An 11,995-nucleotide genomic window follows, 5' to 3' on the forward strand; every position below is an offset into this window, starting at 1 on the left:
AAAGAAGTTGACCTCCCCTTTGTTCCGTCATAAGATAAAAAAGATAGCGAGCATGCTATTGCGGAAATAGATAACGGAGGAAAAAAGAAAATGAGTTTTTTAGAAAGAAAAAACACAAAAGATGGTATGGCAGCAGGTCAGAAAGCCAGCGTAGATAATATTTATGCGCTGGATGGCAAAGTGCCGGTTTTAAATGCAATTCCATTTGGCTTGCAGCATATTTTAGCTATGTTTGTAGCCAATATTGCACCGATTCTGATTGTGGCAGGGGCCTGCGGAATGGATGCAAAGAATACGGCAATGATTATTCAGAGTGCAATGATGATTGCTGGAATCGGAACATTGATTCAGTTATTCCCAATCTGGAGAATCGGTTCGAGACTTCCGATTGTCATGGGAATTTCCTTTACCTTTGTATCCATTGCCTGTGTCATTGGCGGACAGTATGGCTATGGAGCAATCATGGGAGCGGTTCTTGTTGGAGGTATCGTAGAAGGTGTCCTTGGACTTTTGTCCAAATACTGGATGAAGCTGGTAACGCCGATTGTTGCAGCAACCGTTGTAACAGCAATTGGATTTTCCCTGCTTGAAGTAGGTGCAGATTCCTTTGGTGGTGGCAGCAGCAGTGCAGATTTTGGATCTGCAACCAACTGGATACTTGGAACTGTGACACTGGTATGCTGTATCGTATTTAATATTGTAGCAAAATCCTATTTCAAACAGTTATCCGTACTGTTCGGACTGATTGTAGGATATATCGTGGCACTGTGTATGGGGGTAGTTGATTTTTCTGCACTTTCCGATACAAGTCTTCTGGCACTGCCACATCTGATGCCTTTTAAAATGGAATTTCATGCAGATGCCATTATCGCATTTGTTCTGATATTTTTAGTATCGGCAACCGAGACAATCGGAGATACTTCGGCACTGGCATCATCCGGCTTAAACCGTGACGTTACTACAAAAGAAACTGCGGGCTCGCTTGCCTGTGACGGATTTGTCAGTGCATTATCTTCGGTATTTGGCTGTATGCCGATTACATCCTTCAGCCAGAACGTAGGTCTGGTTGCCATGACCAAGGTTGTAAACCGTTTTGTCATTGCAACAGGAGCTATAATTATGATTCTGGCAGGAATTTTTCCGGTAGTGGGCGCAGTGCTTGCCACACTGCCAAGTGCCGTTCTGGGTGGATGTACGATTATGATGTTCGGAACTATCGTAATCAGTGGACTGCAGATGATTGGAAAATGTGGATTTTCCCAGAGAAATATCACCATATCGGCACTGTCCTTAAGTATCGGATTAGGCTTTACCCAGCTGCCGGATTTATTTGCAATCTTCCCAGGCATTATCCGTTCTATTTTTGCGGAAAACTGTGTAGCAGTTGTATTTCTTACTGCCATTATTTTAAATCTTGTATTGCCTAAAAATATGGAAGTAGAACGTCAGGAAAAGTAGCAGAGGAGAGCATATGAATATAGCAGTATATTGCGGTTCATCCGCAGGAAGTAAAGAAGCATATACCATCGGTGCAGTAGCCCTTGGTATGTGGATTGCAGAGAACGGACACACGCTGGTATATGGTGGAGCTCGTGGTGGATTGATGGGAACCATAGCCAATTCCGTCTTATCCAATGGTGGGAAAGTAATCGGTGTACTGCCGCAGGTGGAATCCATTCAAAACCGCAGACACCAGTTTTTAACAGAGTACATAGATACGAAAGACATGGCAGAGCGGAAAGCGAAAATGATAGAATTAGCGGATGCTTACATTGCACTGCCGGGCGGGCCGGGAACCTTAGACGAGTTATCGGATATCATATCCCTGCAGCGTGTTCACATCAATGAGAATCCATGTATTCTTTATGATATTGATGGCTTCTATCAGCCACTGAAAGCATTTTTCAAAGAAATGCAGACCTCAGGCTTTGCAGCAAAAGAAGATTTTAACCGGGTACTGATTTCAAAGGACTTATCGGAAATTGAGACATTTATTCAGAGTCGTTGAAAGAAGATTCTGGAAAGTCAGGGCAGAGGTCAGCAATATAAAATACAGACAGAAAAGAAAACTTATAGAAAAAAACTCATAGTAAATTCCGACTGGGAATCTGCTATGAGTTTTCTTTTATCCTAGCAACTGTTCTACATAATCTTTAATTGCCATATTGTCTTCCGGCATCTGGCAGCCGACGATATACATGCCTTCGTCGTCGGAACTTCGGATAATATGACCTTCCAAAGCAGCCTGATCTGGTAAATCAAAGGAAAGGATATTTAAGAGAATATCAGTCCCTTTGCTATCTGCAAAGAACGGTGCATCGCAAAGGAAAGCAAATCCGTTGGCACTGATATTTTCCATACGTCCATGGAAGGTTTCTCCGGTGTTCTTAACTGTAATATTACAGAAATTGGAAAGGTCGGCACGAGGATATTTCCGTCTGTTTAAAATATTTGGACTGCCGGTGATTTCTACGACGAAATCAGAGGTTATTTTATCTACATGGATGGAAGCATTATCCCAGCAGTATAGTACATTTCCAACAGTAATCTGGATGGAACAGGATTCACTGTTACGAAGAGAAAGCTTTTCTTCCAGGGAAAGTATAATCTGGTTGGAATACTGTTTCAGAACTTCACCATGGAAATCATGGTCGGGGTTTTTCGTCAGGCGGATAGTTGCTTTCATACCAGGATTGATATCTTCAATACCCATGAAGCCGCCGATTCCAAGCTTGCACATTAACGCCTGGATTTCATTTTCTATGCTGTTAATATTGTTAGCACTTTCATCATATTTACTTACCATACGCTGACTGATATCATCGGAATCATGAATGCAGAGTGTCATGGTATCGACAATTTCAGAAATATACTTCATGTTTTCTACTAACTGTCGGTTTGATGTTTCCACTTCTTTGATTGCATTGTCAATGACCTGTATATGCTCACCCATCTGAGATGAGTCAGCGGTAATTTTATTTACGTTTTCGCCGGTCAGTGTGACTTTCTCAAGAGTAAGCTGAATAAGTTTTAAGGTCTCTTCAATGGATTTTGTCATCTTGCCGGAGATTTCATCCAAACGCATCAGCGCATCCTGGATCTGTTTGGATGAAGCCTTGGTTTCAGTGCTCAAGGTACGGATTTCTTCAGCAACAACAGCAAATCCTTTTCCTGCTTCTCCGGCTCTTGCAGCTTCAATGGAAGCATTTAAGGCAAGGAGATTGGTCTGACCGGAGATATTGTCAATGGTTCCGGTTTCAGATTTTACTTTTTCAAATTCAGAAGTAAATTCCGTAAGAACCTGTTCTACTTCGCTGGAAAGATTTGACATAGTGCCGGCAGTTGTAACCAGACCCTCTAAGTCGGCAGAACTAATCTGTGCATGGTGAATGGATTCATCCGTCAAAGATACCATTTCGTGAATCATGGATACAACATGCTCAACCTGGGAATTGATGTCAGTTGTCATATCAAGGGAAGAAGTCGTACGGTTCTGTAATTCCTGATTGTTGTTGGTCAGATTATTCATTCCTTTTAAGACAACGTCAGAACCGTGTTTATTTTCATTAGCCAGTTCCCGGACAACGGTAATGCCGTCCATAACGTTATTGCTGGCAGTTTTTACTTTTTCTACGGTATTTACCACACGGTGTAAATCATCCTTGATGCTGTCTGTCAGTGCACCGTCAGCCTCATTTAAGTGGCGGATGGACATGATATAACAGATATAGCACAGAATCAGGCAGGATATCTGCAGCTGATAATTCTTTACGTCAGTAGCAGTGGTGCAGCTTAATACCATATAGCGGTAAATAATACTGATTACTACGCTGATAGTATTTGCAATACCGCACTGCAGCATGAATTTCCGGTCTTTAAAAATAATTAAAAGACTGGTTACCGGCAGAATGTAGGTAAATGCAATTGGGGATGCTGTGGTACATAAAAGATAAGTATAAAAGATACCGTAACCAAGCACCAGTATATAGCGATAGATGTCAGTAGTTTTGCCTTTGATTTTTAGAAATAATTCTCCAATAAAAAATGGAATCCAGCAGAGCAGAACAAAATAGAGATACTGCTTCGATGGATAGAGACCGTTGGACATATCGGCACCATAGTTAGCGGTCAGCAGCAGGGAAAATACAAGCCAGATTCTGCGGGCTTTGATATTGGCCTTGGCTTTAAAAACATTTTCATCATAATTCATAGATATTCTTAATCCTTCTCTTTCGTACAATGATATAATAAGCTAAACTAATTCTAAGCCATTTTTTTGTGGTTTTCAAGGTATTTTATGGAAAACATAGCTTGCTTTTTTGTGGGGAATGTGTATAATGAAAATCGTTGAAAAACGGGGTGCTCGCACAGGCGGGCTGAGAGTAAGCAGAAGCTTTAACCCAGAACCTGATTTGGATAATGCCAACGTAGGGAGATAACGAAACGCAGGTGCGATTACTTAGTGTGCAGGAATCTTTTTTACAGAGGTCCTGCACTTTTGTTTTTGCAGGTAGTGAGGAGAAATCACATATGAATATTACAAGAGAACAGCTTCTTCTTTATGCCGTTACCGACCGTAGCTGGCTTAAGGGAGAGACCTTATATGAGCAGGTAGAAAAAGCATTGAAGGGCGGAGTTACTTTAGTGCAGCTTCGGGAAAAAGAATTATCTGAGCCGGAATTTGAAGCAGAAGGCAGAAGCCTTTTGGAACTCTGCCACCGTTATAGGGTACCATTGATCATCAATGATAATGTGGAACTGGCAGAAAGGATAGGAGCCGATGGCGTGCATGTGGGACAGTCCGATATGGAGCTGACCCGTGCAAGAGAAATTCTTGGAACAGATAAAATCATCGGAGTGACTGCGAAAACAATAGAACAGGCACAGGCAGCAGAAAAAGCCGGTGCAGATTACTTAGGAAGCGGAGCCGTATTTGGCAGCAGCACCAAGACTGATGCAAAGCCGATGGAACTAAGCCTCCTGCAGGAAATCTGCCAGAGTGTCACCATCCCCGTAGTCGCAATTGGCGGCATCAACCACGATAACATCCTGAAATTAAAAGGATGCGAAATTGCAGGAGCAGCAGTTGTAAGTGGGATCTTCGCATGTGAAGACATCGAAGAGGGAACGAAAGAACTGTTGCAAAAAGTAAATATGGTAGTAAAAAATCATGAATAAGATAGGACATAAAAAAGTCTTACTTATATAAAGTGCAGATGATGATAAGATGAGTCTTATTTTGAATGAGGAAACACGCTGTCCTTGGAATACCATTTCTTTGTCTTTCCTGGGACACTTGGATTTCCCCTATTCAACAGGCAACGCCGGCATCATGGATGTGCCGGCGAGGCGGAATGGAGCATGGATGCAACTTTTCGCCGTTTGCCGGAAAAAAGATATACTTACGGGAAATTCTAGTGACCCTGAAAGACAAAGAAGGTATGCAAGGGCAGCGGGATTGCTCATTGGAAATATAGTAAGATATATCATCGCCTGCAATGTAATAACAAACCACAGCGGCAGATTGGGGGCACCACCTTAGGTCGCTATACAAAATTAATGCAAAGGAGACAAATGTATGAACACAGCATTAACAATCGCTGGAAGTGATTCCAGTGGAGGCGCCGGCATCCAGGCAGATATTAAGACGATGACCGCCAATGGCGTATACGCCATGAGTGCGATCACGGCACTTACTGCCCAGAATACAACCGGCGTAACAGACATTATGGAGGTAACTCCAGAATTTTTGGCAGAGGAGCTGGATCGTATTTTTACGGATATATATCCGGATGCAGTGAAGACCGGAATGGTCTCTTCCAGTGCTCTGATAGAGACAATTGCGGACAAACTGACAGCGTACCACGCAAAAAATATAGTCGTGGATCCTGTTATGGTAGCGACCAGCGGAGCAAAGCTCATCAGCGATGACGCTATCGGTACATTGAAAACTAAATTATTGCCTCTGGCAACTGTTATAACCCCAAATATCCCGGAAGCGGAAGTGCTTTCCGGTATGGAGATAAAGACAGAAGCAGATATGGAAAAAGCAGCAGAAATCATTTGTAAAACCTTCGGTTGTGCCGTGCTGTTAAAAGGCGGACATCAGTTAAATGATGCCAATGATTTGCTCTGGCAGAAGGACAAAGAGCCGGTATGGTTCCACGGAAAGAGAATTGACAATCCAAACACCCACGGAACCGGTTGTACCTTATCATCTGCCATAGCATCTAATCTTGCCAAGGGACGCAGCCTGGAAACATCCGTGCAGTATGCAAAGAATTACATATCCGGCGCACTGGCAGCCATGTTAGACCTTGGAAAGGGAAGCGGCCCGATGAATCACGCATTTGCAATAGAAGGAGAATATACCAATGAATGAGAAGAAGACATCTGTATTCAGTAACGGATTAATCTGGTTTGGAGCCGGTGTATCCATAGCTGAAATTTTAACCGGAACTTATTTTGCACCACTTGGATTTGGCAAAGCCATGGCAGCTATCTTATTGGGACACTTAATCGGTGGACTGATGATGTTTGCAGCAGGAATGATTGGTGCAAGAGAACGAAGAAGTGCCATGGAAACCGTAAAAATGAGCTTTGGAGAGAAGGGAAGTCTTCTTTTTGCAGCGTTGAATGTATTGCAGCTGGTAGGCTGGACTGCCATAATGATTTATGATGGCGCACTGGCAGCCAACGGTGTCATTCCGGTAGCAAACTGGTTCTGGGCAGCCATTATCGGAGTCCTCATTATCCTTTGGATCCTGATTGGACTTACCAATCTTGGAAAGCTCAATACCGTTGCAATGACCGCATTATTTATCCTGTCACTGGTATTATTTAAAGTGATTTTTATTGGAAATGGAGCCATTCCGGCAATCGTGGATGATGGAAGCCTTACCTTTGGCGCAGCCGTAGAGCTTGCGGTAGCAATGCCACTTTCCTGGCTGCCATTAATCAGTGATTATACAAGAGAAGCAGAAAAACCATTTGCAGCAACCGCAGTCAGCGTTGTTGTATACAGTCTGGTCAGTATTTTCATGTATGTCATTGGTATGGGTGCAGCACTTATTACCGGTGAATATGATATTGCACAGATTATGTTAAAGACCGGATTTGGTATCGTAGGACTTGTGATTATCATTTTCTCAACAGTAACAACGACTTTCTTGGATGCTTATTCTGCAGGTGTTTCCAGTGTATCCATTTCTGAGAAAATCAATGAGAAATGGGCAGCAATTATTGTAACGGTAATCGGAACTGTTGCAGCAATTGTATATCCAATGGATAACATTACAAATTTCTTATATCTTATCGGTTCTGTCTTTGCTCCGATGATTGCCGTACAGATTGCAGATTACTTTATTTTAAAGAAAGCCAATGCAAAAGACATGGCATTTCAGTGGCGTAATCTTGGTGTCTGGCTTATCGGATTTGTGCTTTACCGTGTGCTGATGCACATTGATACTCCGGTTGGAAATACACTTCCGGATATGGTGGTTACCGTCATTCTCTGCGTGATTGTGGAAAAAGTTGCAGAAGCAGTAAAGAAAAACTAAGAGGTTCCCATCCTCTCGGATGGGAACAGAAGAGAGGACAAAATGAATCACAGATCAAACTTAAAGAAATTAACCGTAACCGCAATTTTTGCAGCAATCGCAGTCGTAGGAAGCCTGTTTTCATTTCCGGTATTCGGCTCAAAATGTGCCCCGGTACAGCATCTTGTAAACGTACTGTGTGCTGTTCTGGTAGGACCTTGGTGGGGACTAGCCCAGGCATTTATTGCATCCTTAATCCGTAACCTTTTAGCATTGGGAAGTCCACTGGCATTTCCGGGAAGTATGTGTGGAGCACTTCTTGGCGGACTTCTTTATAAATATGGAAAGAAACTCCCATTTGCATATATCGGTGAGGTAGTAGGAACCGGAATTATCGGTGGAATGCTTTCTTATCCGGTTGCTTATCTGGTAATGGGAAATACAGCAGCTGCATTATTTACTTTTGTAGTACCATTCTTAATCAGTACCTGTGGCGGAACCATTATTGCAATGATTATTACCATTCCTTTAAAGAAATCAGGAATGTTAGCAAAGATGAAAGACAGTCTGGAGAACTAGAATATGGAATTAGAAGCCGGAAAAATTGCAGAACTGCATCATGAGATAAAAAAGAAACGTCCGGTCATTCACTGTATAACCAATGCGGTGACCGTCAATGACTGTGCCAATATTCTGCTGGCAGCAGGCGCATCTCCGACCATGGCACATCATCCGCTGGAAGTGGAAGAGATAACAGAAGGGGCAGCAGCCTTAGTCTGCAATCTTGGAGCTATTGCGGATTTTGAAGCTATGGAAAAAGCCGGAAAGAAAGCGGATGAAATGGGACATGCCATTGTATTAGACCCGGTAGGAATTTCCGGTTCTACTTACCGGCGGATGAAATGCCAGACTTTGATAAAAGAAATTCACCCGACCTGCATTCGGGGAAATTATTCTGAGATTCGTGCACTGTTAAAGGACTGCAATACCGTAACCGGTGTGGATGCATCGGATAAGTCTGTTGATGTGGAAAGCATGAAACAATATGCGAAGGTACAGAAGACCATACTGATTGCATCCGGTGCAGTGGATGTGATTACGGATGGCGTAGAAGTCTTTGAATGCAGAAGAGGCCATGAAATGATGGCGCATATTACCGGAAGCGGTTGTATGTCATCGGTTATGCTGGGTGCATTTCTTGGAACAGAAGCAACCATAGAAGCGGCAGCAGCCTGCTGCAGTTTTATTGGATTGTGCGGCGAGGCAGCCGCAGAAAAAACAAAGGAATGTCAGGGCGGTACCATGACATTCCGAAATGTTTTCATCGATGAAGTTTCACTGATGACACCGGAGAAAATTTATGACCGGTATCAGGAAAAGTAGTTTTGTATACCAGATGATGCATTAATCATTTGGCGTATTGTGGAACCGGCCTTCCAATTCTTCTGTCTTTACAATATTGATAAAGGCATGTGGGTCGATGGAACGTATCATAGGAATTAACTGGCGCTTAGCCTCCGTATTAATGACGGAGTAGATAAGCGTCTTTTCTTTTTCTTCATAACAGCCAATGCCCTGAAAGAGGGTGGCATCGTGGTTGGTGGTTTCCCGGATCGCATGATAAATTTCATTGGATTTATCAGAAATAATAAACAGAGTCTCTTTCTTGTAACGCTTATAAAGCATCTGAATTACCTGTGTGCTGCAGAACTGGTAAATAATGGAATAAAGTGCAATAGACCAGCCAAAGAGAGCACCTGCAATGGCAAGGATAATGACATTGCCAAGGAGAATATAATTCCATGCATCAATTCCCTTCTGGGAAGAAAGATAAATACTGATAAAATCGGTTCCACCGGTAGTAGTTCCAACGTTTAAGCACAGGCAGATGGCAAATCCGTTTAAAAGACCACCGAACACACTGATTAAAAGAACATCCTGTGTAAATACATAAGCCGGCAGCAGGTCTACGAAAATACTGGATAAGAAAATCGTAAGAATCGAGTACCAGGTAAATTTTTTCCCAAGGAACCGGAAACCGATATAGATTGGGAAAATATTTAAAGCCACGTTGAAAAAGGTATATGGAATATCAATATGGAAAAAGGTCAGTCCGATTTCCTGCAAGAGCAGGGATACTCCGGAAAAGCCACCCGGAAATAATCCGGCAGTTTTCGCAAAACAACGCAGGTTCCATGCATACAGAATCGATGCAAAAAATACGACGAAAATCCGGAAGACCTGATAAAATTTTGGATGTTTGGACTCAATGGAAAGAAACATAATGATTACCTCCTGTTATCAGATTTTTTTATAGGGACTGTGTCCATAACACTTCTCACAGACCCGGAACGGATAACCTACCGGCAGCGTTACGCCGCAGTATTTACAGGTGCGGATATAATCCTTCTTATCTTTGGCAAGAAGCTTCATAATTGTATCTTCTGTCTTTTCCCGTTCCCGGTTTAATCGCTCGCTATCAGAAATTTTTCCCATTCTGGTGGAAAACTGATGGTACAAGTCCAACATTTTATAAAAAGTTTCGTAACGCATCAGTCCCTTGTCATTACACATAATCAGTGATGGAAAATGAAGGGAGACATCAGCAGTATAGGTTTTACAGTAATAGAGCCACAAATCAACGATATCCCGGTTTTTGATATCAATGGAGCAGGTCAGCATCCGGTAGAGGGTATGTTTATCCTCAAATCCATCGATTTCTTTACGGGCTTTATATGCCTTATCATATAGAAAGAGAATTTCGTCAATGCTGATTTTCTCAAAAGGAGCAGAGGGCTCTACGGATTTCCATATTTTTAAAATGGCATTTAATGGCTCGTCCATATCTAAAAGGACATGTGGGAAACCAAGGCTTACCTTCTTAATAACCGGTTCCGGCTGGTCAAAACGTTTGGCAATATAATTTCTGGCATCCTCGCCCATGGCATTGACATAACCGGTGTCATACATGCCAAACCGTCCGGCACGTCCGGCAATCTGCCGTATCTCCGGAATATTAAGCGGGCGGGTGGAAATGCCGTCATACTTTTCTGTCTGGATAAAAACAATTCTTCGTACCGGAAGATTCAGTCCCATACCGATGGCATCGGTGGAAACCACTACTTTTGTTTTGTGGCTTAAGAAAAGACGAATCTGTCTTCTGCGGATTTCCGGTGGAAGACTGCCGTAGATGACACTGGCACGAATTCCCTCACGTTCTAATCGTCCGGCAATGTCTAAGACAGCACGCTTGGTAAAAGTGATTAGTGCATCACCTTCTGTGACATCATCCGGAAAAACAAATGCCTCTTGCTCACAGACCAGTGCAGTTTTCCGTTCATAGTGGCGAACCTCAAAGGTATCCTCACAAAGGGCTATGAGGTGGGTAACAACTTCCTCGGCAGCAGGACTCATGCAGATATGGATTTCATCTGCTTTTACCCCCAGAATAGCGCGGGTCCAGGAGTGCCCACGGTCACGGTCTGCAATCATCTGTGCTTCATCAATAACGGCAATATCATAGTGCTGTTCCATGTCCAACATTTCAATGGTAGAAGAAGTAATCCGGCTGTTTTCCTCCGGAATGCATTCTTCTCCGGTAAGCATTGTACAGGCAATGCCGGCATCTTTCATTTTTTCATAGATTTCCAGCGCCAGAAGACGCAAAGGACCAAGATAGACTCCGCACGAAGCCTCTTTTAAACGCTCTAATGCGTGATAAGTTTTGCCACAGTTGGTAGGACCAACATGCAGGATAAAATGCCGCTGCATGCCTCTGGTCTGTGGAAATTCTGTTTCCGGTTTCAACGGAACCATCCCGACAATCTGATGACGCATTCCAAATTGTCCATACTGATGGCACAAATCCTTTAAGGTGCGCCGGCAGATTGCAAGGGGCATTTCCTGATATAAAAAGTTTAAGAAACGCTCTGTAATTAATTCCGGTTCCTCGTCCCGCAGGGAACTGATATCAAGACGGACCAGCTCAGCAACAAGATAAGTCTCAAACTGCATAATATAAATGGGATTGGCATCCCGATAAACAAAATAGGAAAGATTACGGAGCTGACGGTGATAATTCTCCAGCTGCGGCTGTTTTATCTTCGGAGAATGGATAGTCAGCAGTTCCTTGGAAAGCCGCTGCATCCGCTTCGGATAAGGGCCTGTTTCCGGTATCGTTTTTTTATGCTTCTTTTTTGCAAAGGTTTTATACTGGGCACAATAGAATTGTACTAATTTATCTGTCTGTATCATACGACCTCCATATCTATGCTAAGTATACCATTCTTTGGGTATGGTTGCAAAAGACATATTTTTCACTTTACAGGAAATTGCTTTCCTGTAAAGTAAGAAACGCTCCGCGAGGATGCGCACTGCGGCGTATAAGGTAGATGTCGCAAGCGACCGCCGCAGGCGCGAGAATGTGCCAAGGCACATTCTATGTTCTATGAAATCTC

The 11,995-nt window shown here is 43.0% G+C and carries 10 protein-coding genes; 7 read left to right on the forward strand and 3 right to left on the reverse strand.

Features of this window, described 5'->3' with window-relative positions; all coding sequences use genetic code 11:
• Nucleotides 1–126: 126 nt before the first annotated feature.
• Both DWX96_RS01465 and DWX96_RS01470 read left to right on the forward strand, forming a co-directional pair.
• On the forward strand, nucleotides 127–1,458 hold the full coding sequence (locus DWX96_RS01465; RefSeq protein WP_118056716.1) for a uracil-xanthine permease family protein: 1,332 nt from the start codon (nucleotides 127–129) through the stop codon (nucleotides 1,456–1,458).
• Nucleotides 1,459–1,471: 13 nt separating this feature from the next.
• Entirely contained in the window at nucleotides 1,472–2,008 is a 537-nt protein-coding gene (locus DWX96_RS01470; RefSeq protein WP_118056532.1) for a TIGR00730 family Rossman fold protein, read from the forward strand.
• A gap of 117 nt (nucleotides 2,009–2,125) precedes the next feature.
• On the opposite strand, the gene DWX96_RS01475 is transcribed toward DWX96_RS01470, so the two are convergent.
• Nucleotides 2,126–4,210 (reverse strand): methyl-accepting chemotaxis protein, encoded by a 2,085-nt coding sequence (locus DWX96_RS01475; protein ID WP_118056531.1) that lies wholly within the window; start codon nucleotides 4,208–4,210, stop codon nucleotides 2,126–2,128.
• A 320-nt stretch (nucleotides 4,211–4,530) separates the two neighbouring features.
• Here DWX96_RS01475 and thiE point away from each other — a divergent pair, with 320 nt between their 5' ends.
• The 5 genes from thiE (at nucleotide 4,531) to thiM (ending at nucleotide 8,921) form a co-directional block, all read left to right on the forward strand.
• Nucleotides 4,531–5,178: a thiamine phosphate synthase gene (thiE, locus tag DWX96_RS01480; protein ID WP_117698462.1), complete on the forward strand. Its 648-nt coding sequence runs from the start codon at nucleotides 4,531–4,533 to the stop codon at nucleotides 5,176–5,178.
• 400 nt (nucleotides 5,179–5,578) lie between these two features.
• The gene (gene thiD, locus DWX96_RS01490; RefSeq protein ID WP_117841259.1) at nucleotides 5,579–6,382 is read left to right on the forward strand and encodes a bifunctional hydroxymethylpyrimidine kinase/phosphomethylpyrimidine kinase; all 804 of its coding nucleotides are present in this window, start codon (nucleotides 5,579–5,581) and stop codon (nucleotides 6,380–6,382) included.
• On the forward strand, nucleotides 6,375–7,559 hold the full coding sequence (gene cytX, locus DWX96_RS01495) for a putative hydroxymethylpyrimidine transporter CytX (RefSeq protein WP_117698459.1): 1,185 nt from the start codon (nucleotides 6,375–6,377) through the stop codon (nucleotides 7,557–7,559). Before thiD ends, cytX begins: the two co-directional genes overlap by 8 nt.
• 42 nt (nucleotides 7,560–7,601) lie before the next feature.
• On the forward strand, nucleotides 7,602–8,117 hold the full coding sequence (gene thiW, locus DWX96_RS01500; RefSeq protein ID WP_118056529.1) for an energy coupling factor transporter S component ThiW: 516 nt from the start codon (nucleotides 7,602–7,604) through the stop codon (nucleotides 8,115–8,117).
• Nucleotides 8,118–8,120: 3 nt separating this feature from the next.
• Nucleotides 8,121–8,921 (forward strand): hydroxyethylthiazole kinase, encoded by an 801-nt coding sequence (thiM, locus tag DWX96_RS01505; protein WP_117946333.1) that lies wholly within the window; start codon nucleotides 8,121–8,123, stop codon nucleotides 8,919–8,921.
• A gap of 21 nt (nucleotides 8,922–8,942) precedes the next feature.
• On the opposite strand, the gene DWX96_RS01510 is transcribed toward thiM, so the two are convergent.
• Complete coding sequence (locus DWX96_RS01510) at nucleotides 8,943–9,821, reverse strand: YitT family protein (RefSeq protein WP_118056528.1); 879 nt, start codon at nucleotides 9,819–9,821, stop codon at nucleotides 8,943–8,945.
• An 18-nt stretch (nucleotides 9,822–9,839) separates the two neighbouring features.
• Nucleotides 9,840–11,792, reverse strand: coding sequence for a helicase-related protein (locus tag DWX96_RS01515; protein WP_118056527.1), 1,953 nt, complete (start codon nucleotides 11,790–11,792; stop codon nucleotides 9,840–9,842).
• Nucleotides 11,793–11,995: the final 203 nt, after the last annotated feature.

The sequence above is a fragment of the Roseburia sp. AF22-2LB genome, assembly GCF_003461125.1.
Classification (GTDB): Bacteria; Bacillota; Clostridia; order Lachnospirales; family Lachnospiraceae; genus Roseburia_C; species Roseburia_C amylophila.

Excerpts from the sequence above, each read along its gene's own strand:
- DWX96_RS01465 (WP_118056716.1), top strand. The coding sequence starts at position 127 with ATGGCAGCAGGTCAGAAAGCCAGCGTAGATAATATTTATGCGCTGGAT.
- DWX96_RS01470 (WP_118056532.1), top strand. The coding sequence starts at position 1,472 with ATGAATATAGCAGTATATTGCGGTTCATCCGCAGGAAGTAAAGAAGCA.
- DWX96_RS01475 (WP_118056531.1), bottom strand. The coding sequence starts at position 4,210 with ATGAATTATGATGAAAATGTTTTTAAAGCCAAGGCCAATATCAAAGCC.
- thiE (WP_117698462.1), top strand. The coding sequence starts at position 4,531 with ATGAATATTACAAGAGAACAGCTTCTTCTTTATGCCGTTACCGACCGT.
- thiD (WP_117841259.1), top strand. The coding sequence starts at position 5,579 with ATGAACACAGCATTAACAATCGCTGGAAGTGATTCCAGTGGAGGCGCC.
- cytX (WP_117698459.1), top strand. The coding sequence starts at position 6,375 with ATGAATGAGAAGAAGACATCTGTATTCAGTAACGGATTAATCTGGTTT.
- thiW (WP_118056529.1), top strand. The coding sequence starts at position 7,602 with ATGAATCACAGATCAAACTTAAAGAAATTAACCGTAACCGCAATTTTT.
- thiM (WP_117946333.1), top strand. The coding sequence starts at position 8,121 with ATGGAATTAGAAGCCGGAAAAATTGCAGAACTGCATCATGAGATAAAA.
- DWX96_RS01510 (WP_118056528.1), bottom strand. The coding sequence starts at position 9,821 with ATGTTTCTTTCCATTGAGTCCAAACATCCAAAATTTTATCAGGTCTTC.
- DWX96_RS01515 (WP_118056527.1), bottom strand. The coding sequence starts at position 11,792 with ATGATACAGACAGATAAATTAGTACAATTCTATTGTGCCCAGTATAAA.